The organism is Enterococcus sp. MSG3299 (genome assembly GCF_050555765.1).
GTDB lineage: Bacteria > Bacillota > Bacilli > Lactobacillales > Enterococcaceae > Enterococcus > Enterococcus faecalis.
This window is the reverse complement of the sequence record NZ_CP187869.1, coordinates 356,570-381,949: the sequence shown is the minus strand read 5'-3', so window position 1 is coordinate 381,949 and position 25,380 is coordinate 356,570. Positions and strand designations below refer to the sequence as shown.

General features: G+C 39.4%; 25 protein-coding genes. 7 read left to right on the top strand and 18 right to left on the bottom strand.

Going from position 1 to position 25,380, the window contains the following annotated elements:
• Positions 1 to 36 precede the first annotated feature (36 nt).
• From menC to menB, 6 genes are read right to left on the bottom strand one after another with little or no spacing between them, the layout of a single operon-like run.
• Entirely contained in the window at positions 37 to 1,140 is a 1,104-nt protein-coding gene (gene menC, locus IGL23_RS02020; RefSeq protein ID WP_002361194.1) for an o-succinylbenzoate synthase, read from the bottom strand.
• Positions 1,141 to 1,965, bottom strand: coding sequence for a 2-succinyl-6-hydroxy-2,4-cyclohexadiene-1-carboxylate synthase (gene menH / locus IGL23_RS02015; RefSeq protein ID WP_002364943.1), 825 nt, complete (start codon positions 1,963 to 1,965; stop codon positions 1,141 to 1,143).
• On the bottom strand, positions 1,953 to 3,686 hold the full coding sequence (gene menD / locus IGL23_RS02010) for a 2-succinyl-5-enolpyruvyl-6-hydroxy-3-cyclohexene-1-carboxylic-acid synthase (RefSeq protein WP_033594260.1): 1,734 nt from the start codon (positions 3,684 to 3,686) through the stop codon (positions 1,953 to 1,955). Before menD ends, menH begins: the two co-directional genes overlap by 13 nt.
• Positions 3,686 to 5,053 carry an isochorismate synthase gene (locus tag IGL23_RS02005; protein WP_033594261.1) on the bottom strand — a complete coding sequence of 456 codons (1,368 nt, stop codon included), beginning with the start codon at positions 5,051 to 5,053 and terminating at the stop codon, positions 3,686 to 3,688. Before IGL23_RS02005 ends, menD begins: the two co-directional genes overlap by 1 nt.
• Entirely contained in the window at positions 5,050 to 6,507 is a 1,458-nt protein-coding gene (locus tag IGL23_RS02000) for an o-succinylbenzoate--CoA ligase (protein WP_033594282.1), read from the bottom strand. Before IGL23_RS02000 ends, IGL23_RS02005 begins: the two co-directional genes overlap by 4 nt.
• Before the next feature lie 4 nt (positions 6,508 to 6,511).
• A complete protein-coding gene (gene menB, locus IGL23_RS01995; protein WP_002385329.1) occupies positions 6,512 to 7,381 on the bottom strand; it encodes a 1,4-dihydroxy-2-naphthoyl-CoA synthase in 870 nt (289 codons plus the stop codon).
• Positions 7,382 to 7,491: 110 nt separating this feature from the next.
• On the opposite strand from menB, the gene IGL23_RS01990 reads away from it, so the two are divergent.
• The gene (locus IGL23_RS01990) at positions 7,492 to 7,872 is read left to right on the top strand and encodes a PaaI family thioesterase (RefSeq protein ID WP_181036290.1); all 381 of its coding nucleotides are present in this window, start codon (positions 7,492 to 7,494) and stop codon (positions 7,870 to 7,872) included.
• A 69-nt stretch (positions 7,873 to 7,941) separates the two neighbouring features.
• Here the strand turns inward: IGL23_RS01990 and IGL23_RS01985 are convergent, their stop codons facing one another.
• Positions 7,942 to 8,541, bottom strand: coding sequence for a LysM peptidoglycan-binding domain-containing protein (locus tag IGL23_RS01985; RefSeq protein WP_002355317.1), 600 nt, complete (start codon positions 8,539 to 8,541; stop codon positions 7,942 to 7,944).
• Positions 8,542 to 9,358: 817 nt separating this feature from the next.
• On the opposite strand from IGL23_RS01985, the gene IGL23_RS01980 reads away from it, so the two are divergent.
• Positions 9,359 to 10,840, top strand: coding sequence for a peptide MFS transporter (locus IGL23_RS01980; RefSeq protein ID WP_002395419.1), 1,482 nt, complete (start codon positions 9,359 to 9,361; stop codon positions 10,838 to 10,840).
• 105 nt (positions 10,841 to 10,945) lie between these two features.
• Positions 10,946 to 11,146: a hypothetical protein gene (locus IGL23_RS01975; RefSeq protein WP_002355314.1), complete on the top strand. Its 201-nt coding sequence runs from the start codon at positions 10,946 to 10,948 to the stop codon at positions 11,144 to 11,146.
• 60 nt (positions 11,147 to 11,206) lie between these two features.
• Here IGL23_RS01975 and IGL23_RS01970 read toward each other — a convergent pair whose 3' ends face one another.
• The 6 genes from IGL23_RS01970 to IGL23_RS01945 form a co-directional block, all read right to left on the bottom strand.
• Entirely contained in the window at positions 11,207 to 11,995 is a 789-nt protein-coding gene (locus IGL23_RS01970) for a gluconate 5-dehydrogenase (protein ID WP_002362994.1), read from the bottom strand.
• A gap of 21 nt (positions 11,996 to 12,016) precedes the next feature.
• Positions 12,017 to 12,856 carry a 5-dehydro-4-deoxy-D-glucuronate isomerase gene (gene kduI, locus IGL23_RS01965; protein WP_002355301.1) on the bottom strand — a complete coding sequence of 280 codons (840 nt, stop codon included), beginning with the start codon at positions 12,854 to 12,856 and terminating at the stop codon, positions 12,017 to 12,019.
• Between the two features lie 12 nt (positions 12,857 to 12,868).
• Positions 12,869 to 13,876 (bottom strand): sugar kinase, encoded by a 1,008-nt coding sequence (locus IGL23_RS01960; protein ID WP_033594263.1) that lies wholly within the window; start codon positions 13,874 to 13,876, stop codon positions 12,869 to 12,871.
• Between the two features lie 4 nt (positions 13,877 to 13,880).
• Positions 13,881 to 14,528: a bifunctional 4-hydroxy-2-oxoglutarate aldolase/2-dehydro-3-deoxy-phosphogluconate aldolase gene (locus tag IGL23_RS01955; protein ID WP_033594264.1), complete on the bottom strand. Its 648-nt coding sequence runs from the start codon at positions 14,526 to 14,528 to the stop codon at positions 13,881 to 13,883.
• A gap of 160 nt (positions 14,529 to 14,688) precedes the next feature.
• Positions 14,689 to 15,441: an IclR family transcriptional regulator gene (locus IGL23_RS01950; RefSeq protein ID WP_002355294.1), complete on the bottom strand. Its 753-nt coding sequence runs from the start codon at positions 15,439 to 15,441 to the stop codon at positions 14,689 to 14,691.
• A 130-nt stretch (positions 15,442 to 15,571) separates the two neighbouring features.
• A complete protein-coding gene (locus IGL23_RS01945; RefSeq protein WP_002383688.1) occupies positions 15,572 to 16,039 on the bottom strand; it encodes a MerR family transcriptional regulator in 468 nt (155 codons plus the stop codon).
• Positions 16,040 to 16,139: 100 nt separating this feature from the next.
• Between IGL23_RS01945 and IGL23_RS01940 the strand changes: the two genes are divergently transcribed.
• Both IGL23_RS01940 and IGL23_RS01935 read left to right on the top strand, forming a co-directional pair.
• On the top strand, positions 16,140 to 17,657 hold the full coding sequence (locus tag IGL23_RS01940) for an MDR family MFS transporter (protein WP_002389910.1): 1,518 nt from the start codon (positions 16,140 to 16,142) through the stop codon (positions 17,655 to 17,657).
• Positions 17,657 to 18,361, top strand: coding sequence for a DUF4811 domain-containing protein (locus IGL23_RS01935; protein ID WP_002364955.1), 705 nt, complete (start codon positions 17,657 to 17,659; stop codon positions 18,359 to 18,361). Before IGL23_RS01940 ends, IGL23_RS01935 begins: the two co-directional genes overlap by 1 nt.
• A 54-nt stretch (positions 18,362 to 18,415) precedes the next feature.
• On the opposite strand, the gene IGL23_RS01930 is transcribed toward IGL23_RS01935, so the two are convergent.
• Genes IGL23_RS01930 through IGL23_RS01920 form a run of 3 tightly spaced genes read right to left on the bottom strand, consistent with a single transcriptional unit; the run spans position 18,416 to position 21,540 of the window.
• Positions 18,416 to 19,645, bottom strand: a complete 1,230-nt coding sequence (locus IGL23_RS01930) for an ABC transporter permease (protein WP_002355288.1) — start codon at positions 19,643 to 19,645, stop codon at positions 18,416 to 18,418.
• Positions 19,642 to 20,352, bottom strand: a complete 711-nt coding sequence (locus IGL23_RS01925; protein WP_002383683.1) for an ABC transporter ATP-binding protein — start codon at positions 20,350 to 20,352, stop codon at positions 19,642 to 19,644. The genes IGL23_RS01930 and IGL23_RS01925 overlap by 4 nt, the downstream gene beginning before the upstream one ends.
• A 9-nt stretch (positions 20,353 to 20,361) precedes the next feature.
• A complete protein-coding gene (locus tag IGL23_RS01920) occupies positions 20,362 to 21,540 on the bottom strand; it encodes an efflux RND transporter periplasmic adaptor subunit (protein WP_033594265.1) in 1,179 nt (392 codons plus the stop codon).
• A gap of 320 nt (positions 21,541 to 21,860) precedes the next feature.
• Between IGL23_RS01920 and IGL23_RS01915 the strand changes: the two genes are divergently transcribed.
• Entirely contained in the window at positions 21,861 to 22,499 is a 639-nt protein-coding gene (locus IGL23_RS01915; RefSeq protein ID WP_033594266.1) for an NAD(P)H-binding protein, read from the top strand.
• 78 nt (positions 22,500 to 22,577) lie between these two features.
• Entirely contained in the window at positions 22,578 to 23,693 is a 1,116-nt protein-coding gene (locus IGL23_RS01910; RefSeq protein WP_033594267.1) for an NAD(P)/FAD-dependent oxidoreductase, read from the top strand.
• 67 nt (positions 23,694 to 23,760) lie between these two features.
• Here IGL23_RS01910 and IGL23_RS01905 read toward each other — a convergent pair whose 3' ends face one another.
• Together IGL23_RS01905 and IGL23_RS01900 are read right to left on the bottom strand one after the other, a co-directional pair.
• The gene (locus tag IGL23_RS01905) at positions 23,761 to 24,915 is read right to left on the bottom strand and encodes a mannitol-1-phosphate 5-dehydrogenase (RefSeq protein WP_002386082.1); all 1,155 of its coding nucleotides are present in this window, start codon (positions 24,913 to 24,915) and stop codon (positions 23,761 to 23,763) included.
• A gap of 14 nt (positions 24,916 to 24,929) precedes the next feature.
• Entirely contained in the window at positions 24,930 to 25,367 is a 438-nt protein-coding gene (locus IGL23_RS01900) for a PTS sugar transporter subunit IIA (protein ID WP_002355279.1), read from the bottom strand.
• Positions 25,368 to 25,380 lie beyond the last annotated feature (13 nt).

Genomic DNA, 25,380 nt, shown 5'->3' with positions numbered 1-25,380 from the left:
CTTCTCTGCATAGTCATAGGCGCAATTTTGTTATCATTACATGATTTTTTGATACTGACTGTATTTTAGCAAATTCGTCTGGGAAAGTGTAACACCAATACCAAGTCCCTGAGGCACGGCCATTGTCCCTTGCTCTAAAATAAAAGGTTCCGTGATGATATCTTCATAAAAATAGCGTTCCGTGGCTGAAATATCACCTGGAAAGGAAAAGGTAGGCTGTGACGCAAATTGCAAATTCAATGCGCGACCAACACCAGACTCAAACATACCACCTAACCAAACCAATAAATCATTTTCTTGGCAAAATGTGGTAATCTTCAACGCCTCGTGAATCCCACCTACACGAGGAATCTTCAAATTGATACTACGGCAACTGCCCAATGCTAACGCCACTTGGCAGTCTTTGAGACTACGAATATTTTCATCCAAACAAATTCTTGTCTTCAGTTCTCTTTGTAATTGTGCGTGATCTAAAAAATCATCTGCAGCAAAAGGCTGTTCAATCATCGCTAATTGATAGTGATCTAAACGTTGTAATTGAGGCAAATCAGCCAATGTATACGCTGAATTGGCATCGACCATTAAAGGCAAGTTAGGAAAATGCTGACGAATCAAAGCAACGGGTTCCACATCATAACCGGGACGAATTTTCAGCTTCACTCGTTGATACCCTTTTTCTACAGCTAACTGAACTTGTTTAAGTAATTGAGGTAAGTCTTCTTGAATCCCTAAACTAATCCCTACAGGAATTTTCCTCCGCGTTGGTCCAAAAAATTCAGTTAAACTCTTCTGTTGCCGTTTGGCATATAAATCCCAGATGGCAGTTTCTAACGCAGCTTTTCCCATCCAATGTCCTTTAACTTCTTCAAAAATTGTTGAAACCTCTTGCGGCTGTTCAATCGCTTCTGTTAAAAGTAACGGAATTAAATGCTGTTGGATGATGAAGCGTTCGGTTACCAACGTTTCTTGCACATAATCAGGTTGCTCAAAAGCCGCTAATTCGCCAAACCCTTGATTTCCTTGCTCATCCGTTATTACAAATAGATCAAACGCTTTTTCTTCCAAGCGACCATAGCTCGTGACAAACGGCGTTTTTAAAGGCAAACGAACCTGATAGGTTTCAATTGATTGAATGTTCATTCAGATGGCTCCTTCCAATAACGCTGTCACCTTTTCATAGAAAATCGTTGGTTGTTCTAAATGGATACAATGTCCTGCTTCAGGAAAAATTGTCAGCCTCAACAACGGTTGACGTGCCTGCATTTTTTTCGCAATTCCAATAAATTTTTGATCTTCGCCGCCTACCAATAAATCGGTAGGAATCGGCTGCAATTCTGCTAGACGTTCCCAGTAACTCTCTTGCGCTCCTGTGCCCATATACCACAAACTACTAGCCAATCCAAAGGCCGATTGGCTCAAACGTTCCTGACGAATGGCCATTTGCTGTGCCACAGACAAGGCTTTTTGCGTTTGAAATAACGGTAATTCTTGCCAAAAATCAATAAAATCCACCAGCGGTTCCTCTAAAAGACGTTCCGCCAAACGATGATCTTGACAGATACGAGCCTGACGTTCTGCGGCGGTGGCCAAACCTGGTGATCCACTTTCCAATAAAAGATGCTGTACCTTTTGTGGATAATGTAATGCAAAACCTAAAGCTGTTCGAGCGCCCATTGAATAGCCTAATAAACAAAAGCAAGGCAAATTTAGCGATTCGGTTAGTTCAGCAAGATCATGGCAAACCTGTTTCATGGTATAACGCTCTGGTGCTACCAAACTAGCAGTCGCGCCATGCCCAGGTAAATCAATGCCTAAAACGTTATAAGGTGTTTGACTGGGAAAAACGGCTGCAAACGTGGCTAACGTTCCTGTGAAACCGTGTAAACAGACTACTGTCGTTCGCTTTGCATCAAAAGGTGTTAACCATTGATAATGGTACTGCATCCCCCGAATTAACCGTTCCATGAAATCCCCTGTCTTTCTACTCGTCTACCAATTTCAGCTAAAATTGATTCGTACAAATGAACATTCTCTTGGCGATTTCCTTTGACTTCTATCACTTGAAATTGTGGTTCTTCAGCCGCTGCTTGTAAAATTTGCTTGAGCTCCGCGATTGTTTTGACTTCTTGGTACGAAGCACCGTAAAGTTCAGCAACTAACGAAAAATCTAAATCAAGCGGTGTTCCAAATAAAGGCTCGAAATCGTCCTCACGTAAAGTTCGTTGAGATAGAAAAGAGAAAATCCCGCCACCATTGTTATTTAATAAAACAATTGTTAACGGCAACTGATAACGTTTAGCCAAAAATAAACCATTCATATCATGATATAGCGCTAAATCACCAATCAGTAGAACGTTTTGCTGTGTCGGTGCTACGGCACTCATTCCTAAAGCAGTTGAAACAATCCCATCAATCCCGTTGATGCCGCGATTTCCAAACATCCGATAAGGGCGACTATCCATAAATCGATCTAAGTAGCGGATAGCCATACTATTAGATACAAATAACTGACCGTTCTCTTTCATTGTTTGGTGAACAGCTAAGCTGGCTGTTGTTTCATTTAATTCTGTCGCGTTCAGCGTTTCTAGAAGAACTTCAGAGACCGTTTTTTCCAGCAAGAGCCATTGTGCTAACCAAGTCGCTTCTTTTGGTTTGACAACCGTTAGCAGTTGTTCTACAAACGTGGTTTCCTTTGCCTGAATAACTGTTTGTGATTTTTTCAATTGCTCTTGCCATTGCCCATTTTCGTCCACAAAATAAAAAGCAGTCTCTGTCGTTGCTAAGCGTTTCAACCATAACATGATGTTTTTAGAAATTGGCAGCGAACCAAAACGCACTACCACTTCTGGTTCTTGTGGCAAGGTCGCCACATTTAGAAACAGATCACTGTGTGCAATAACAACTTCACTATTTTGCCCATGTGTCACAATGTTTGCTAAAGGATCCGCTAGTAACGGCCATTGCAAAGCTTCGGCTAATTGAATAAATAACGCCGCTTCTTCCTCTGTATGACTGCCACCGACAACCAAAACGCCGTTTTTCTGGTACCATTGATCCGCTAGCTGTTGCACTTGTTCTGTAGAAAGGATTGATTGACCAGCGAATAAAGCCGTTTGTTGAGAACTCTTTGTTTTTCTCTCTAAGTCAGGTAATAATGGTTCCCGCAAAGGAAAATTCAAATGAACAGGTGCTGCAGGCGTTTGTTGCGCGAATGCTGCTCCTTTAGCGCCTTGCCAATAGGCGTAATTCAACATCTCTTCTGTTGCTTCTGGCAAAGCCATTTCAACAAATAATTTCACATGATTTTGATACATTTGTAATTGGTCCATGGCTTGAGGAGCACCAACTTGACGTAACTCATGCGGCCGATCCGTTGTTAAAACGACTAAAGGCACATGGCTAATATTGGCTTCACAAATTGCTGGATAATAGTTTGCAGCTGCTGTTCCAGAGGTACAAAGTAAGACCACTGGTTTTTGACTCGCTTTACTTAATCCTAAAGCAAAAAAAGCAGCGGAACGTTCATCGACATCGACAAAAGTTTGGATTGCGGTTTCCCGATGAAGTAATAAAGCCAGTGGTGTGGAACGGGACCCTGGACTAATGACTGCTTGTTCAACCCCACTATTTTTTAAGCCTTCAATAAAGGCCGTTAAATAATCGGTCATTGTTTCTTGATGATTCATTAAACCTGCCCTCCAATTCCTCGTAACATCGGTTGAAATTTTATTTTCGTTTCTTCTCTTTCTAGCTCTGCTTGGGAATCCGCAACAATACCACAACCTGCATAAAGAACGCCTTGCTGACCAGCAAAGACACCTGAACGCAAGGCCACAGCAAACTCGCCACTATCATCATTCCCTGAAATCCAACCGATTGGCGCACCATATAACCCACGACTCCCTGGCTCATATTGTCGAATCCATTCGACTGCCAACTCTTTGGGCTCACCGCCTAAAGCTGGCGTTGGGTGTAGTTGCATCACACTTTCCAAGAACGAAATTCCCGGCTTACGTTGACCCGAGATTGGCACATAAAGATGTTGTACATCTCGATTTTCCAAAATAATGGGTGCTTGAATACTGTTTTCAGAAGTCGTCATCTTCGCCAACTCTTTCGCTAAACGTTCCACCACAATTTGGTGTTCTCCGGTATTTTTGCGGTCTTGTAAAAGTTGTGCTCCTAAAGCTTTCGTTTCTTCTGATGTTTGACCCGTTTTAATGGTTCCTGCAATACAAGCGGTCGCAAACGTTTCTTTAGTACCCAACAGAAGTCGTTCTGGTGTTGCACCAATGAAACTTGTGTCTTTGGCTTCTAAAGCAAACAAATACGTATTTTGTTGTTGTGCCATTAAATTAACGAGCACTTGGTTACTTCGAATTTTTTCAGGACTGCTCACAGCAAGTTGTCGAGCCAAAACCACTTTTTTTAAAGGGCCATCTTCTCTTAAGACTGCTACTGTTTCGTTGACAGCTTGTAGCCATTCAGTCACGGCAACTTCTTCCTTGTCAATCTTTGTTTCCGCTACAGCTGGCAATTCCTCACAGGTAGCTAACAAGCGATCAAACTGAGCCACCAAAGTCGACCAACGTTCCTCGACTTCTTGTTCACTAGAACCTGAAAAGTTCAGCGTTCCATAAATACGTGAACCTGAAAAAGTAAATAGAATACTTGGTAGATAAAACCAACCTTCCCCTAACTCTCCCCAGGCCTCAGTAGGCGTTTGTTCTGTATCAAAAGGCAAACCGCCAAACAGAAGAGCCCCCGTACCAGAAATAGACATATTTTGAAAACGAGTTGCCGCCTCTTTTTTTAAAAAGTTATTCAATTGATGCGTTTCTGTTTCTGCGCCTTTTAAGATAGTTTCATATCCGAAGCCAACCAAAGCAAAATCTTTTTTCGGCGTTTGCCAAAAAAAACGTTCTCCTTGGTATGCCTTTTCACCAGCGGCAAAAATTGCCAAGGCTGTTTGTTCTGTTTCTAATGGAAAAACCCAACTGAACTGACGGGCATTCTTCTGATAGGCTTGTCGTAATTCATCAGGCAATTTCATCTGATTAAAAACGCCTCTCTTTCTTCTGTCATGAAACGATGTTTGGCAATCTTTCCACTTGCTGTTTGCGGGAAAGAATGACAAAAATAAATGCGTTTCGGTCGTTTATATTTTGCCAGTTTTCGTGAACACTGGTCTTGAATTTGCGCTAAGGTGATTTCTTGGTCACTAATCACATATGCAACTGGGACGGCTCCCCATTGCGCATCTGGTTCTCCTACAACTGCCGCTGCTTTAATTCCTGTTATCGCCTGTAACACCTGTTCAACCTCAGTGGGGTAAATATTTTCACCACCAGAGATAATGAGTTCACTTAAACGACTAACCAAATACAGGTAACCTTGTGCATCTAAATAGCCCATGTCGCCTGTTTTAAACCAACCATCTGCTGTCCATTTTTCAGGTTGACGCTGGTTAAGGTAACCTGAAACAACGTTTGGTCCCTTAAGTAAAATTTCCCCGACTTGCTTTTCTGGCTGTTCTTGTCCTAGTTCATCAACAATTTTGATCTGCATATCTTTTAACGGTTGCCCAGCAGAGCCGATTTTCAGCGCCGCATCTTCAAATTTCAAGGCAACAACTTGCGAACACGTTTCCGTCATCCCATAAGATTGAATAACTGGAATCCCTTTTTCCTCACACTGCGCTAATTTATCCGGTGCAATCGGTCCGCCGCCCAATAGCATTCCTTTAAAGCTGGCGCTGTAGCCAGCTTCAGGATAGACAAACAATAATTGTTGCAACATTGTCGCAACCACTGAAATGACGGTTCCACGGCCTTCTTGTAAATCTTGTGTCACTTGCTGTTCATCAAATTTATCGTAAAGGCGAATACTACAACCTAAGACGAGTTGTCGAACAACAATCGACAATCCGCTAATGTGAAATAATGGGACTGCACACAACCAACAATCTTCAGCAGTAATCCCCATATTTTCTTGAGTGCCTCTAGCACTGGCCAAATGATTTTTAAACCGTTGCAAGACCCCTTTAGGCTGTCCTGTAGTTCCAGATGTATACATAATAGAAGCCACCGACTCTAAGTCACTTGGCTGTTGAAACTCCTGATGTGAAAGACTATGCTGTTTTTTAACCATTGGCTGAACGTCGACAAAAGAAATCTCCTCTAACAAAGCCTGCGTTTCAGGCGCACCAATAATCGTTTTAACTTGCGCATCTTTTAACTGAAAAGTCAGTTCAGCAAGTGTCAAATGCGTATTTAAAAATAATAACTCTTTCCCCAATTCCCATAAGGCTAGAATTGAAAAATACAACTCTTTGCTGTTCTTACTGAATAAAGCCACACGTTTTTCTTCTGGTGCAAGCACCTGTTGATATGTGGCTACCCAATGGCTGACTTCTTGTTGCACTTCTAAAAACGTCCAAGATTCATCCTGAAAATAAAAAGCAGGATGATCGGGACGTTTTTGTACTTGTTTATTTAACCAAGTCATTGGTTTATGGGAATTTAGGGAATTGATCGAAATCTGGTGTCCGTTTTTCTTTAAATGCATCTCGGCCTTCTTGTGCTTCAGCCATTGTATAGTAAAGAAGTGTCGCATCACCAGCTAATTGTTGCACACCAGCCAAGCCATCTGTATCGGCATTTAAAGAGGCTTTAATCATCCGTAAAGCAATCGGGCTTTTGGTTAACATTTCTTCTGCCCACTCCATTGTCACATCTTCTACTTGTTCCAATGGAACAACTGTATTAATCCAGCCCATATCTAAAGCTTCTTGAGCAGAATACTGTTTACACATAAACCAAACTTCTTTCGCTTTTTTATGGCCGATAACGCGCGCCAAGTAACCTGAGCCGTATCCACCATCAAAGCTACCGACATTTGGTCCTGTTTGCCCAAACTTAGCATTTTCAGCCGCAATTGTTAAATCACAAACTAATTGTAAAACATTGCCGCCGCCAATGGACCAGCCTTTCACCATTGCGATGACTGGTTTGGGAATGACACGGATTAACCGTTGTAAATCTAACACATTTAAACGTGGAATATTGTCTTCGCCAACGTAACCACCATTACCTCGAACTTTTTGATCGCCACCAGAACAGAATGCTTGGTCACCTGCGCCTGTTAAAATAATAACCCCGACATCTTCTTTATCACGACTAATGTTGAATGCATCAATCATTTCCATGACTGTTTTTGGTGTGAATGCGTTGTGAACATGCGGGCGGTTGATAGTAATTTTTGCTACTTTGCCTGCTTGTTCAAATAAAATTTCATCATATTCTTTAATTGTTGTCCAGTTTCTCATTAGGAAACCTCCTTCATTAATCTCATCTTTTCTATTATACACAAGAATCGGCACTTTAGAGAAAAAGTCGCTTGAATTTTAAGAAAAAACATGGCTATTTCAAATTTTCTTCATTCCTGTATAATAAATAAAAAACCTTTTATTCTCTCTTTTATTAGAAAGGACTGATTACTATTCATCTTTTAGAGTATTTAGGCATCACGATTCAACACGTTTCTGCTGAGAAATGTCAGCTTACTTTAACGGTAAAAGACGTGCATAAACAACCCTATGGCCTTGTCCACGGGGGCTTAAACGGCGTCTTAATTGAAACTGCCTGTAGTTTAGGTGCGAACGAAAACGTTCCTGAAAACACTTTTGCTGTCGGCATAGACTTACAAGTAAATCATCTTCGTAGTGTCCCTGATGGTATCCTTACCGTGATTGCGACACCCAATCACTCGGGAAAGACCCTTCAAGTTTGGGAAGCAAAAATTTATAACGCAGACCACCAATTGACGAGCGTGGGGCGTTGTACCTTAACAAATCGACAAAAAAAACAGTAATCTTTACAGGTTACTGTTTTTTTGTTTATGGTTTTTAATAAGTAATTAGATTACTTCGTTTATTTAATTTTAGTACCAACCATTTGCTAACCAGAATGATTTAGCTGCATCCCATGAACCATAGCGACCTGCTACGTACTGATCTGCCACGCGTTCTTGGTTGGCAGGTGAATAGTCACCATTTAAATAAGAGGCAGATAATTGGTAACGACCGATATACTGACCGTTTGTTGCATCGTAAGAACCACTAGATTCACGTTGTGCGATCCACTCTTTTGCATCACTGCTTGCGGCAGGTGCTGCTGGTTGCGCTACTTCTTGAGCAACAGGTTGTTGTACTTCTTGTTGTACTGGTTGTGCAACAGGTTGTTCAACTACTTGTTGAACTGGTGCAACTTCTACAGCTGGTGCTGGAGTATTAGCAACTTCTTTTTCTGAACGAATAACTAATTGTTCTCCTTCAAAAATTAAATCAAGGTTTGGCAATTTGTTATCAGAAGCAATTTTTTGAATTAAGCTATTGTCTCCTGCAAATTGATGAGAAATTGTTGATAAAGTATCTCCTGCTTTAACTGTATATAAGCTTTCTGCGTTTGCGTCTGTTCCTAAGAATAATCCTAAACCTGCGGCCAAAGTTGTTCCAAGTAAAATCGTTTTGATTGATTTCATGTATGTTTCTCCTTTGTAATTAAAAATATTTGATTGTTGCTCTTAGCTCTCGGCAACAACCACGTCTGCTTCGCTTTATCGAAACGACTTCACATACTTTATCATCGAATGGCCGGCCGTAGGTGAATATCTCGTGACAATTTATTACTAGAATGTCGGTTTTGTTACATTTTGTAATAAAAAGCTGCCGGAAGCTTGATATTATCCTGTTTATATTTTGCAAAAAAAAGTTAAAAAAACAGAATTTTATTTTTGAGAAACCGTTTTCTAACCCTTGATTAGCCATTAAATGTCGGTTTTTTTACATTCGTTTCAGTCAAAAAGTAACAAAATGTTAAAGATACTAGACATGAGAATGTTTTTTTTAAAAACTCACGCCTAAAAAGAACAGGTGTTTTCTTTGAATTTTTTTATCATTCACTATATTTATTTTTCCTTCTATTATATAGATAAATTTTTTGTCCTATTCATTTTTCGATTCTGAAAAAACACTAAGCACTTCCTATTGAAACAAAAAGAGTTAAACAAAAAAATCTTATATTTTGCTTGTTATTTATTCATTTTAATCTTATTCAAAAAAAGAACAGCTAAAACGACTGTGAAAACAAATTATTGAAAGTAAAGCAGAATAAATATTCATTTTTATCATAATTCACGAATAAAAAACAAACAACCGCTCGAACGCTTGTTATTTAAAAACATAATCAGTTTTTTCTCTTTCTATTTTCCAATCTATGAGTAATAAAATATATGAATCTACATTTAAGTCATTTTATTATCAAATATTCTGAATATTATAAGAATTGGAGTTTTATCTATGAGTGACAAAGAACAACTTGAGAAATTAGACAAATCCTTTCTGGGACAACCGAAAGGACTAGCAACACTGTTCTTCACAGAAATGTGGGAACGTTTCAGTTACTACGGCATGCGTGCTATTCTAATGTATTACATTTACGATACCGTAGCCAATGGCGGTTTAGGTCTCCCCAAAGCAACTGCCTTAGCCATCATGTCCATTTATGGATCAATGGTTTTCATGTCCAGTATCATTGGCGGTTGGGTCTCTGACCGTGTCTTAGGTTCAAGGAAAACTGTTTTTATTGGTGGTTTGTTAATCATTGCTGGACATATTGTTCTCGCTACCCCATTTGGTGTCCCCGCCTTATTCGTTTCTATTATGTTAATTGTATTTGGGACTGGGATGTTAAAACCAAACGTTTCAGGGATGGTTGGCCATCTTTATTCAAAAACTGACTTACGTAGAGATGCAGGCTTCTCCATTTTTTACATGGGGATTAATATCGGAGCCTTAATCGCTCCCCTTGTTGTCGGAACTTTAGGACAAGAATATAATTATCATTTAGGCTTTTCAGTTGCCGCAGTAGGGATGTTCTTCGGGCTACTACAATATTATTTCCAAGGACGTAAATCTCTGGCTGGAATTGGTCAGGCCCCAACTAATCCAATGTCTAAAGAAGAGCAAAAGAAATTTGCTAAAGCATTTATGTTGGCAATTGTCGTTGCTTTACTTATTTTTGGTGGCGCCTATGTCACAGGACATTTAACAATTGATTTCTTTATTAATACCATCAGCGTGTTAGGAATCCTGTTACCAGTTTATTATTTCAGCAAAATGTTAACGTCTAAAGATGTCACTGCTGAAGAAAAACCAAAAGTTCTGGCTTACTTGCCATTATTCTTAGCAGCAATTGTTTTCTGGTCATTGGAAGAACAAGGTTCGTCTATTCTTGCTCTATTTGCAAATGAACGGACGCAAACGAGTTTGTTTGGCTTCCCGATTGCCGCTAGCTGGTTCCAATCATTAAATCCTGTATTCGTAGTTATTTTGACCCCTATTTTTGTTACATTATGGACAAAACTAGGTAAACGTCAACCATCAACAGTTGTGAAGTTTTCACTAGGGCTAGTCTTTGCTGGTCTTTCCTTCGTCTTATTAATGTTGCCAGGTCTACTTTATGGTACCGAAGGACGGGTGAGTCCACTTTGGTTATTCTTTAGTTTCTTCATTATGATTGTCGGAGAAATGTGTTTATCTCCCGTTGGCTTATCGATTACTACAAAATTAGCACCGAAAGCTTTCGAAGCTCAAACCGTTGCTATTTGGTTATTAGCAGATGCCGCTTCACAAGCCATTAACGCTCAAATTGCTCGTTTCTATACACCTGGAACAGAGTCAGCATATTTTGGGATTGTCGGACTTGTAGCTGTCGTTGCTGGGATTCTCTTATTCATTGTGAAAAAACCAATCCAAAACTTAATGGGTGACATCCGTTAAACCGTCAAAAAGTTGCCTTTCTCTTTTTTGAAAGGCAACTTTTTTATACAGCGTTTTGATAACGTTTTCATAAAGTGGTATACTAAATAGAAGGAGGACGAGGACATGCGTTACTTAATTGGCGGTATTTTTTTATTGATTAGTATCTGGCAATTCATTGTTACTGGACGGACATTTTCCTACTTAAAGAAAGAGGGCGGCAAAAGAACCTCACCATTTATTCTGTTAGGACTATGGAGTAGTTTAGTGTTTGCTATTATTTCATTTGCTGTGGCGATTGCTTCTTTCTTTTATGTGAGTTTTTAGTAGAAGGCTAGCCATAAGTAAAAGGAGCGAGATTGCTAGTCTCGCTCCTTTACTTATTTATTATGGTTGTTTTCCAATATAAGCTAAAATTCCACCATCGACATATAAGATATGTCCATTAACAAAGTCAGAAGCGTTAGATGCTAAGAAAACTGCTGGGCCAGCTAAGTCTGCTGGTGTGCCCCACCGATTAGCAGGTGTTCGTCCCAAGATGAATTCGTTAAATGGATGCCCTGGTTCTCTTAATGGCGCCGTCTGTGGCGTTTCAATGTAGCCAGGTCCAATCCCATTACATTGAATATTATATTGTCCATATTCAGAAGCAATATTTTTCGTTAACATTTTTAGTCCGCCTTTTGCTGCCGCGTACGCACTAACTGTTTCACGACCTAGTTCACTCATCATTGAACAGATATTGATAATTTTGCCATGACCCTTTTCAATCATATCTGGAATAACCGCTTTTGCCATAATAAATGGCGCATTCAAGTCAACATCAATCACTTGACGGAACTCTTCTGCTGACATATCCACCATTGGAATTCGTTTAATAATTCCCGCATTATTGACTAAAATATCAATAGAGCCGACTTCTTCTTTAATCTGAGCAACCATCGCTTGAACTTGCTCTTCATCAGTGACATCACACACATAACCACGTGCTTCAATCCCTGCGGCCCGATAATTTTCCAAGCCTTGTTCAACTGATTCAGGAGATAAGTTATTAAAAACAATTGTTGCTCCTGCTTCAGCTAGGGATTTCGCAATCTCAAAGCCAATCCCATAGACAGCACCTGTAATTAACGCTACTTTTCCATCTAATTGAAAATCATTCATTTTAAATTCCATGTTTTCTCCTCTTTCTTTGGTTTATTTTAATTGATCCATTGCAACCATATCCATGTCTGTGTACGTAATATTTTCTCCGCACATGGCCCAAATAAAGGAATAATTACTTGTACCAACCCCAGAATGAATTGACCAGCTTGGTGAAATGGCTGCTTGTTCATTACTCATTACTAAATGTTTCGTTTCGTCTGGTTTACCCATCATGTGGAAAATCCGCGTATCTTCTTCCATATCAAAATAAACATACGCTTCCATACGACGTTCATGTGTATGACAAGGCATTGTATTCCAAGCGCTACCTGGTTCTAAAATGGTGTAGCCCATTTGTAACTGGCAACTTTCACAAACGTTCGGATGAATGTATTGGTAAATTTTACGTTGGTTCAATGTTAATGGATCACCCGTTTCCATTGGGGTAATTTCATCAATACTAATTTTTACGTTGGGATATTTATGATGTGCTGGCACACAACTAATGTAAAATTTCGCTGGATTATCAGGGTTTTCTGAAGAAAAACGAACATGTTTTGTTTCTTTCCCAATATAATAGCCATCTTGTTTTTTCATTGTTTCTTTGGCGCCATCAATTTCAATAAAGCCTGGTCCCCCAATATTAATAACCCCTAGTTCACGGCGTTCTAAGAAATAGTCAACCCCTAATTCTTTGTCCAAAATAATTTCTAATTCTTCTGTGGTCGGTGTCACACCACCAAAAATCATCCGATCATTATGTGTGTAGGTTAAGCTGATTGCACCTGGAATAAAAACTTTCTCTACTAAAAATTCATCTCTCAATTGTTCTGTTGAATAGTGACGGATATCCGCCGGACTATGTGTATAACGTGTTTCCATATTTTGCATAACTAAAATCTCCTATCTATTTATTTTTCCTGAGCCCGTTGCCAAAAAAGCAAGGACTTCTTTTTGACTAAATTGATTACAATCACCATGGACAGTATGTTTTAACGCACTAGCCGCTGTCGCAAAATCAATGCAGGTTTGTGGATCATAGGCAGCTAATATGCCATGTAAAACCCCACCAGCAAACGCATCACCGGCACCGACACGGTCAACAATCGGTTGTAATCGATGACATTTGGACGTATAATACGCACCTTTGTACCATAGCGTTCCGATTAATTCATTATCTGTCGCTGAATGAACTTGACGTTTGGTTGAATAAAATACTTGAATGTTGGGATAACGTTCTTGCATTTTTCGGTAGTACCACGTTAATGCGTCTTCAAGTTCTTCCTCTGGTTCTGGAATCTCCAATAAATAACGAGCATCTAATACCCCAGCTGAACAAATATCAACAAATGGAAGAATGGACTTCAATGCCACGCTCGCTTCTTTCTGGGACCAAAGTTTCCCTCGATAATTAATGTCAAAACTTACTTGGCACCCTTCTTGCTTCGCTGCTTTAACTAGCGCAACCGTCATACTTTGCCAATTTTTTGATAACGCCGCTGTAATCCCTGAAATATGAAAGATCTCTACTCCTGAAAACAGCTCATGTAAGTCCCATTCCATTTCTTCGATTTGAGCAAAGCTTGAATAGGCGCGATCATAGACAACACTGGCTGCTCGTTCTCCTGTACCAGTTTCCAAGTAATACGTTCCTAGACGTGTTCCGCCAGTTCGTACAAATTCCGTTGAAACCCCATAACGACTTAAATGCTTTTTGGCGGCTTCTCCTAATGAATTATCGGGCACTTTACTAGCAAAATTCACTTGGTGGCCATAGTTCGCTAACGAAATCGCTACATTCGCTTCACCACCGCCGTAATGTACAGCGAAATTTTCTGTTTGTGCTACGCGTATTCCGACAGGCGTGGACAAACGCAACATGATTTCTCCCAATGTTACGACTTTCCCCATGTGCCTACACCCCTTTGATTGCTTGGAATTTTTCCATATAGGCTTGGGCAACCTCACGAACTTTTTCAAAATCCCCAGTTGCTGCTGGCGCTAACAGATTACCGCCAACACCGACGGCCGTCACACCTGCAGCGAACCACTCGGCCATATTTTCCAAACTGACACCACCCGTTGGCATAATATTTAACTGAGGCAATGGCGCTTTAAATGCCGAAATAACACTCGGTCCATAAACACTTCCCGGAAATAGTTTAATAATATCTGCTCCGCTTTTCAGTGCTTCTTTCATTTCTGTGATGGTCATACAGCCTGGCAAATAGGGAACTTGATATAAATTGCAAATTTTAGCGGTTTCTTCATCGAAGCTTGGACTCACAATATATTCAGCCCCTGCTACAATAGCTAAACGAGCAGTCGTAGCATCCAAAACTGTCCCCGCACCAATGACTACGTCAGGATTCTCTTGGTATAACGCAACTAATTCCTGAATCACTTCTGTTGCTTGAGGAACAGTAAAGGTTAACTCAATCCCCCGCATACCGCCTACTACAATGGCTTGACTAGCTTTTAGTGCTTCCTCTTTTGTCTTTCCGCGAACCACAGCAATCACGCCAGCATTTTCTAATTTTTGTAAAATTGATACTCGCTTCAATAGACTCCCTCATTTCTTATTTAGAAATATATATTTATTATAAAGAAATTCACAACTTCATTATACAGATAAAAAAAGAAAATGCAAACGTTTTTACAAAAATAAAAAAAGAAAGCCAAACAAAAATCCCAATCGACTTTTGTTTGGCTTTCTTTTTCTACTATAATTTCGCTTCAATCGCTGCTTTTGTTGCTAAAAGGGCTTGATTAATCGTCGTTTTATTTTCCTCTGTCAAACGATATTTCGGCATGCTCACACTAAAAGCACCCGCAATTTCGCCATCTTTCATTAAAGATACTCCGCTACAGAAAATATCTTGTTCAATTTCTTCATCATCGTAAGCAACCCCCGTTTGTTGCACTTGTTTTAATTCTTTTTTCAAACGCAAGGGATTGGTAATCGTATTTTCGGTATAGGGAATTAATGTCTGCGTGTCTAAATATTGTTGCACTTGTTCTTCCGAAAATTCTGCTAAAACGGCTTTACCCATGGCCGAATTATACAAAGGTCGAGTAATTCCCACTTTCGAGGACATGCGAATCGTTTGATTTTTCGGTTCTAATTTATTGATATACAGAATTTCATTATTATTTAAAATCCCTAAATGAATGGTTTCATCGACCGTATTTTGAAGGTTTTCTAAATAAGGTACCGCAATTTCAGCTAAATCGATTTGCTCCACACTTTGATTCGCATAGCGAATCAATTTTGTTCCTAAGCGGTACGTCTTGTTCGTGTCTTTTTGAACATAGCCAATTAATGTTAAGGTTTCTAAAATTTTGATTGCCGTTGATGCCGTCATTTCGGTATTCTTTGCAATTTCCTGTAAGGTTTGATCGGGTTGTAAACTTAGACAGTCCATGATTTTAGCCGCTTTTAACAAGACTGTTCCGTAAGGTTTTGTTTCTTTCATCGAAACCCTCCTTTTCCATATAAGAAATTATATAGAAAAATAAAGAAATTGCAAGAAAAAAAGAACTCGAAGATTCATTCAGTAACGTTTTACTTTCACTTCAGGTCTTTCTCCCAGTCCTATTTCATTCTTATTTTCTTTTCTTTAACTCATCAGAAACATCTGCATCCTTAGGAATTAAAAGATACTCACTGACTTCTGTGGTTTCATTAAATACAACATATAATTTTTGTTCTTCATCGAAATCGCCCAAATCAATCGCTACGTAATTGGGACAAACTTCTGAGATACCATGAAACATTTGACTAAAGATTTTTTTCGTCATCCCCACATTACGATGCTGCTCTTCCGCTTTTTCCACCGCACTTTGTAACGTATATCCTTCATCTAAAAAACGCTTGATCCAATGTACTTTGACGACTGTATGTAACCGATATTTCCGTGGACCGTTTGCGTCTTTCGCAATGGAAGAAATATACCCTTTTTCTTCCCAATAACGAAGTTGACGTGGCGAAACTTCAGCAATTTCACTTAGTTCACTAATTCCTATCAACAAATTTTCTTCATTTAACAAACGCTGAATCATTTTTGACCACATTAGTTTAACTTCCTTTCCCTTATCCTTTCCTTAATTGTAGTTTTTTTTACACCTTTGTCAAGTAAGTTGACAAAGATTCTAATTAGTTGTAAAGTAGTTAATGCAATTTAATTTGAAACTTACAGAAAAAGGAGCGATATATGTGACTTCACAACAACCTGTGGATATTCACGGAAAACCTTATAACCGGTCGTTACTAGTCGGTGTTTTACTAATCGGAACATTTTGTACGATTTTAAACCAAACACTTTTAACGACGGCCTTACCTACATTAATGAAAGAATTTGATATCTCAGCTTCAAGTGTACAGTGGCTAACCACTGGATTCCTACTTGTGAACGGCATTATGATTCCCATCAGTGCTTGGTTGATTAACAAATTTAGTTCAAAAAAATTATACATAACAGCGATGTCAACGTTCTTAATCGGAACCATCATCTGTTTTGTAGCGCAAGACTTCGGCATGTTATTGACTGGACGTCTTGTTCAAGCCGCAGGGGTCGGCGTATCTATGCCTCTTTTACAAACAATTATGCTTTCAATTTTCCCGCCTGAAAAACGTGGCGCTGCCATGGGCACAACGGGAATTGTTATCGGATTAGCACCCGCTTTAGGTCCAACATTGTCTGGTTGGATTATTGATTCTTATACATGGCGTGACCTTTTTGGGATGGTCATTCCAATTGTCGTTTTAGTCCTAATTTTAGCTTCATTTTTAATGAAAAATGTCATCCAATTATCTAATCCAAGTATCGATGTCTTATCGGTCATTCTTTCTACTCTCGGCTTTGGTAGCTTACTTTACGGTTTCTCAAGCGTTGGTGATAAGGGTTGGGGTAGCCCACAAGTCTATGGATTCTTAATTGTTGGTGCGATTGTTTTATGTCTTTTTACATATCGACAATTGCATTTAGAACAACCTTTCTTAGAATTACGCGTTTTTAAATCAAAAGTCTTTACTGTCGCAGCCATTTTATCTGGCGTAACCAACATGGCAATGATTGGTGCCGAAATGGTTTTACCTTTGTATATCCAAAATATTCGTGGCGAATCTGCCTTCCATTCAGGGTTAATGCTTTTACCAGGAGCGTTAGTCATGGGACTTATGATGCCAGTAACTGGTCGCATTTTTGATAAAATTGGTGCCCGTCGTCTTGCGATTACTGGGATGTTTATTTTAACAGCTGCAACGTTACCGTTTGCTTTCTTAACAAAAGCAACACCTATTATTTATATCATTGTCCTATATGCGATTCGGATGTTTGGTATTTCGATGGTCATGATGCCTGTGACAACTTCTGGCATGAATGCTTTACCAATGAATTTATTAAGTCACGGAACTGCTGTAAACAACACCTTCCGACAAGTAGCTAGCTCAATTGGAACAGCTGTTTTGATTAGTGTTTTAACAAATGTTACCAAAGACGGCTTACCTGCATCAGACTTATTAAAAACAGCCCCACTCGCTTATCGCGACCAAGCAACAAACGCAACACTAAACGGTTATCACGCAGCCTTCTTCGTGGCAACAATCTTTGGCGTTCTCGGCTTGGCGATTACTTTCTTCTTAAATAAAAAAGAAGCGATGCCTGTTAAGGAAGTAGGTGCAATGAAATAATGATTATTTTCCTTTTAATCCTTTGCGTGTTAGGCTTTGCCTACACAAATGTATTTGGCCGAAAAGTTTGGCATAAATGCTGTATGGTTATTTTTGGTTTAGGGTTCTTAGCTTCGTTAAGTCTTATCGTTTTAAACGATAAAGATCATTTTGGTATGACCGAAGTTACTCAGGACAAAACGTTTGAACTAAAAAGCAGTAGTTCAAGCAAAGATGGCCCCAACATGTTATTGTACCAGCCGTTGGGCGATGGTTCCGAAAAAGTTTATTTATATAACACACCAGATAAAAAGAAACTACAAAAAACAGGAACGGAAAACGTCACAAACACAGTTCAAAAAGATGCTCAAAAAGCCACATTAGTCCAAAAAACGACGAAATGGTCCTATCAAGAGTCTTGGGCCAAAACACTATTTGGCCTTGCTGACAACGATAACCAATTTGCAAAACAAGAAAACACCTTCAACGTTGCTAGTGACTGGCTAGTTTTAAGTGCTGATCAAGCCAAAAAATTAGGCGAATATATGGAACAACATGCCGCTGATATCAAAAAAGAAGGGACCGAAACAGTTGGCAAAAAAATGATGGCTGCTATGATGGCGAATCCATCAATGTCCCAAGAAGAACAAGCGAAACTCACCGAACAATATACCAAAGAGTTTCAACAAGAATTGATTCAGAAAATTCTTAGTGACATGAAATAAAAAAGCGAGCTTGATAGGATCATCAAACAAGATGTGACTACCAAGCTCTTCTTTTTAATTATAAATCGCTTTAATCGGATCCATCCTCGAGGCACCAATTGCTGGAATAATCCCGAAAAAGATACCTGTGAAGACAGAAACCAATGTTGAAATGGCAAAGATGGACGGCGTAATAATTGGCGTAATCGAAATATATCCACCGACCACAGTTGCCAATAAGTAGCCGCAGCCGACACCAATCAAACCACCAATCAATGTGATAAACGCTGCTTCCATTAAAAATTGGAATAAAATGACTCGTGGTTTAGCACCAATGGCCCGACGAATCCCGATTTCTCGTTTCCGTTCCGTGACAGACACATACATGATGTTCATGACGCCAATTCCCCCGACTAATAGGGAGATTGCAGTAATTGCCATCAGAAACATCGTCATACCCGTGACCATTTCTTCCATTTGTTGTTGGAGTTGTTGGTCTTGGTCATTTTCTTTAAACGTTCCTTTCACTTCAGGATGATTTTCACTTAAAATGGTGATTGCCTGTCCTAAAATTGCTTCACGGTCCGCTCCCTCACGAACCTTAATATTGATGCCACTAATTGCTTTTGTTTTCGCTAATTTATTATATGATTCTCGAGAAACAAAACTGCTCATAGCAGTTGCCCAATCATCATTCATACCCAAACTATCTAAATCTTTTGGTGCTAAAATACCAATCACCTTGTACATATAACCACCAATTGAAACAGCTTTTCCAATGAGTTGGCTAGGATCATCAAGCCGAATTTGCGCTTCAAAGATATCATGATTTAAGACAATCGCATCTGTATTTGCATCGCTCGGTTGAAAATCACGACCATATAAAATATCATTCTGCCCTTTAGTCGACGTAATGGATAAATTCGCCTGCGCCCCAAAATAATCCATTGGTACAAACAAATTGTCTCCGCCCCCCATCATTGATTCACCATATTGAGGATAAATACTTTCAATTCCTTGAATGTCTTGTAATTTTTTCAAGTCCACTCGGCTAAACGTATAATCTGGCTCTTCATAGGACATAAAATTGTCACTGCTACCATCCGACATTGTATAATGAATCTTCAAAACATCCGCGTTCACTGCACTGGATGCCTTCACAACTTGACGCTTCATCCCTTCACCTAGCGCAGAAATCGTTACGACTGATGTAATCCCAATAATAATCCCGACCATCGTTAAAAATACCCGCAACTTATGTGCCTTTAAGCTTAAAAAAGTACTAACAAATAAATTAGCAATCATCTAATCACCTCTTCTTCCAAAAAGCGACCATCTTTCATATGAATCACTCGTGAGGCATATTTTTTCATATCTTCATCATGTGTCACCATGACAATTGTTTTGCCCTGTTCATTCAATTCTTTCAATAATTCCATAATTTCTGTACCCGTTTCACTATCCAATGCCCCAGTCGGTTCATCAGCCATAATCAATAATGGATCATTCACCAAGGAACGAGCAATGGCTACTCTTTGTTGCTGTCCTCCAGAAAGTTCAGTAACTTTTGATTTGGCTTTTGTTTCCAAACCGACAATTTTTAGGTACTTCTCAGCAATCGCTTTTTTCTCAGCGCGGCTTTTTTTTCCTTCATAAACACAGGGCAATTGAACATTTTGACTAACATTTAAAGAATTAATCAAGAAAAATTGTTGAAAAATAAATCCTAGATATTCATTGCGAAAGGCTGATTTTTTATTTTCAGACAATTTTGAAACATCTGTTCCTGAGAAATGATAACTTCCGTCTGTTAAGCGATCCAAGAAACCAATAATGTTCATCAGCGTTGTCTTACCGCTACCGGACTTCCCCATGATTAAAATGAACTCTCCTTGATGGATGGTCAAGTTCAATTCTTTTAAAACATGTAGTTTTTCCTTACCTACTGGATAGAACTTGTTAATGTCCCGCAATTCAATGAGGGGTTGATTTGTATTGTTTGCTTCCACCATCAAGCCCTCCTATTTCGACGCATCTGTCATTGATTCGTTGGTTGCTGATTCATCAGAAGCAATCGCTGCATCTGATTCAACAATATCACCGACTTTTACTGGTTTTTTTGAAGAAATAACCACTCGGTCGGCTGATTCTAAGCCAGATTCAATCGCCATTTTGTCGCCATTTTCTTGCCCGACTTGGACATCACGACGAATGATGGTTCCAAAATCATTCACTAAAACGTAGGCCTGTTCACCCTCTTTTTGAATCGCTTTTTTCGGTAACTCAATCGCCCCTAAATCGCCTAAATCAATGGTTGCTTGCATATGGTAGCCATTTTTGACTTTGTCTAAATTGGCCAACGCAATTTTGACGCTATAACTAGACATCGTCGTGCCTCCCTCTGGATTGCCACTCGCGGCATCGCTGTTGCCTTCAGGAGGATTATCATCGATATAAGAAATTGAGCCATCCACAACCACATTGTTGGAAACAGAAGTTAGTTTAGCTTTTTGCCCAACACTAATTTTAGTCAAGTCCTTTTCATTCACTTTTCCAGCTAAATAAAGATCTTCTGAAGTTAACCGTAAAATCGGTGAATTGGCATCTTTTACTTCTGGAATTGATACGCGACCTTTGAAATTAGCCTTTGTGGAAATATATTGCTTCGCTCCTAAATCCGCTAAGGTTTCATTGGTGAAGGTAATCTCTTCATCTACTACATCGACTTCTGTTTGATATTGTTCATTTAAATCATCCCCAGACATCGTGCGGTCTTCTTCTTTAGTTTTATTAAATTTATCAATGGCTCGATTCCACTTATTATAGATATTCGCCCGCTTCGTTTCTAATTTGGCTAAGCTATTTTGTTGTGCCTCAATTTCTTTTGTGACCGCCTCATCTTCGTAAGTAAATAATTCTGTGCCTGCATCTACGACATCGCCGTTTTTCACCTTAATCTCTGGATCCTTTGTTATTTTTTGATCGCGCGCAAAGGCTTCCATTTGTTCTGGTTGGATGACACCGTTAATATAAATTTGTTGCAAGTCGGGAACGTCAAAATAGTCAATTCCCCAGTCATCTTTAGGCGCTTGCTTGACAGCTACTTGTTGTGCATTTTTATTTAACGCATTTACAGTTACGATGCCCCCAACCGCAATTACCGCAACTGACCCCAATATAATTATCGTTTTCTTCTTCATTTTCTTCGTTTCATCTCCTCATTCTGTCTATTTTCCCCAACAAACTAAATTGCTCGGTCGTTCACTTATAACTATTTAACCATGCTTGAATTCAAGAAACAAGGGCATTTCTCTAGGCCTTTAGTCTGATTTATTTCATTTTTGTTCATTTTTTTATTTATTTTACGACAATAAATAACCATTGTTGGGTCTTTGTGTTTCAACAATCTAAAAAGGTTATTTTTATGTTATTTATAACTAAACTATGCGCAATCGAGATTTTTTGCTTCTTTTTTTATTTAAGGTACACTAGAAGAAACAATTGAAAGTGAGGGCTTGCCATGAAAGTCATTATTTTTGGCGGTAGCGGTTTTTTAGGTCAACAAATCGCGAAAATTTTAGTCCAACGCCAACATCAAGTCATCAGTGTTTCACGTCATGGAAAGCCTGCCACGCTCTCCGCATCTTGGAGCCACCAAGTGCAGTGGGTATGCTCCGATGTTACTCGTGACACGAATTGGCAAGAACAAGTCCAGCGTGCTGACTGGGTCATTGATACAGTAGGTATTTTATTTGAAAATCCACGAAAAAAGAAAACCTATCAACGGCTAATTCTGACGCCCGTGAAAAAAATCAGCTCTTTTTTAGCACAACAAAAAAAGCCAGCTAAGTTTTTATTTATTTCAGCCAATACTGTTCCTTTCCCTTTGAGAAAATATATGGAGGCCAAATTGGCAGCGGAGGAACTAATCCACCAAGAAGTCGCCGAAGCAGTAATTTTTTATCCTAGTTTACTTGTAGGTCAAGAACGTATCGGCACCATACTTTTTAGTAAATGTATTTATTTTTTTAAGAAAATCCCCTTTTTAAAGAACTTATTTATTGGCTATGATCCCGTACCTGTGGCAGAAATGGCACAAGAAATTGTTCACGTTTTAGAAGGCGGCAATTCTATTTACACACACAGAAGGACCCGTTAACAAGGTATCTCCCAATCGTCTCTGTCTAGAGGCGGTTTTTTTGTGTTACAATACAACTGTTCGAAGGAGAGAAGAAGCATGAAAAAAATTGCCATTATTGGCGGCGGCATTATCGGAATGACGTTAGCTAATTATTTAGATCCACAAAAATTTGACATTACCGTTTATGATGAAGGGCTCGGCCAAGCGACTAAAGCGAGCGCTGGGATTATTTCCCCTTGGCTATCCAAACGTCGGAATAAGAAATGGTACCAATTAGCGCGAGAGGGCGCTGCCCTATTTCCAAAGCTAGTCAAAGATTTTCAGCTGACGGAGGATATTTATCGTCAATCAGGGACAGTCATTTTGCGCCCGGCAGCCGCTTTGGCAGACTTAGCCCATTTGGCAGAAGAGCGTAAGCAAACTGCACCTGAAATTGGAGAAATCACGATGTTGTCAGCGGTTCAAACAGCGAAGTTCTTACCGCTACTTAAGGAAACTCCCTCACTTTTTATTTCTGGCGGCGGTCGCCTAGATGGACCAGCTTATCTAAACCATCTTCAGAAACGCGCCGAAGCCAAAGGGGTCACTTTTTGTTCACAACGGGCGCACTTTCGACAACTGAATCAAGGGTGGGAAATTGTCACAAATTCAGAAAAAAAGAGCGTTGATTTTCTCGCTTTAACACCTGGTCCTCATTTAAAGGAATTACTCGCTACTTTAAATTTATCTGTGGACATTCGTCCCCAAAAAGGACAATTATTAGTTTTCGAGACCCCTTTTACAAACAGTCAGCAATGGCCTGTTGCTATGTTAGATGGCGAAGCCGATTTAATTCCTTTTAATCAAGGAAAAATTTTATTAGGTGCCACCCACGAAAATGAACAAGCCTGGGATTTAAAAGAGACTGCTAGCGCTTTTCAACAACTAACTTCTGGGACTGCGCCATTTCTAAAAGAAGCAGAGCAGCTTTTTAAGCAACCCATGCATTACCGTGTCGGTACACGTGCTTATACATCTGATTTCGCTCCGTTTTTTGGCCCTTTGCCAGAAATGCCCCACCTTGTGGTTGCTAGCGGACTTGGTTCATCAGGACTCACTACTGGCCCATTCATTGGTTACCAATTAGCTGAATACTTCAATACAGGTGCCTTCAAAGGAGAGCTTTATCAAAAACCACTTAGTCAATATGTAAAAAACAACCCCTCACTTTAATCAGTGAGCGGTTGTTTTTTCCCTTTAATTAAGAAATGTGAAGTATCTTGATAGAAGGATTTTGTTATTATGCTACTTGTGGTCGCGCATAGCGTTCTACGTTTTGTTTAATATTTTTAACCGTTTCTGGATCTTCAATGCCCGTTACTTCAGCGATCACTGTATCAACGCTTTCTTGGTCAAGCATTTCCTGTAATTGACGGCTTTGTTCATCTTCTGGATCATGATAATTAAAGACAATACCAATCATTGCTAATAAATGCGGCGACACTAGATTGCGTTCCTGTAATTCACGGATTGGTCGAATAAACCGTTCTTGCGCACCTAATTTTCTGATTGGTGTCCGTGCTACACGTGTAATAGCATCTGAAATATATTTATTTTGGAAACGTTGAATAATTTTTTCAATATAGGCTGCATGTTCTTGTTCATCAAAATTCCATTTAGCCACTAAAAGTTTACCAGTTTCCTGCAAAACTGATTTGAGTTGTGCTACCACTAAGGCGTCCTGCATCGCTTCGTCAATGGTTTGATAGCCTAACAACGCCCCTGTATAGGCAACTGTAGCATGGCCAGTGTTTACACTAAATAATTTTCGTTCAATATACGGCTCTAAATCAGCAACGTAATGAACGCCTTCTAACTGAATCTCTTTGGCTTTTCGGTTGGTATCATCAATGACCCATTCACAAAAAGGCTCAACTTGAACAAAAAGTGGATCTTCATGTTTTTGTAATGGAACAATCCGATCAACTGCCGCATCAGGAAAACCAATCCATTGTTCAGCATAAGCTGGGTTTTTCAAATATTTGGCCACTTCTTCTGCTAAAAAGGTTGAACCACCAATCATATTTTCACAAGCGATAATATCCAGCGGCTTTTGACAATTTGCTTCGGCACGTGCATCAATTCCTTGGGCAATTAATTCAGCAATTCTTGGTAAAATATTGGGACCAATCGCCGTCGTGACTAAATCGGCTTCCGCAATTGCTTCTACTACTTTTTCTGGTTCTGCCATGTTATTTAATCCGGTCACATTTTCAACGTTAATTTGTTGATGTGAGGCATCGGCCAATTCAATTGTATAACTTTTACGTTCTTTTAACGCTTGAATGATGGTTTCATTAACATCCACAAACGTAATATGAAACCCGTTTTTAGCTAAAATTTCGCCGATAAAGCCGCGTCCAATATTTCCTGCTCCAAAATGTACTGCGTTCATTCTTATTCTCTCCTTTAAGCAATGGCTAAATTTTCTGTTATTTCTTCTTTACTTAATGCATCGGCAAGTTGCACTACGTTATCCATATCACTACAATAAAGTGCAATTTGTTGGACTAATTGCAAATGTTCTTCACCGACTCCGGCAATCCCAAATAATACGGTAGCAATTTTTTCATCTTCTTCGGTGCCAAAATTAACGCCCTCTGGGACTTGCACTACACAGATTCCTGATTTTTTCACTAATTTTTTGGCTTCTTCTGTTCCATGAGGAATGGCAATAAAATTCCCCATATAAACAGATAGCAATTGGTCTCTTTCAATCATTGCTTCGATATAAGCGGGCTCAACACAGCCTGCCTCGACTAGTTTTTCGCCGCAAAAGCGAATAGCTTCTTCTTTTGTATTAAACTGTTGATTTAATTCAATTGAAATATTCGTAAGATTTTCCATTGTTTTCTTCCTC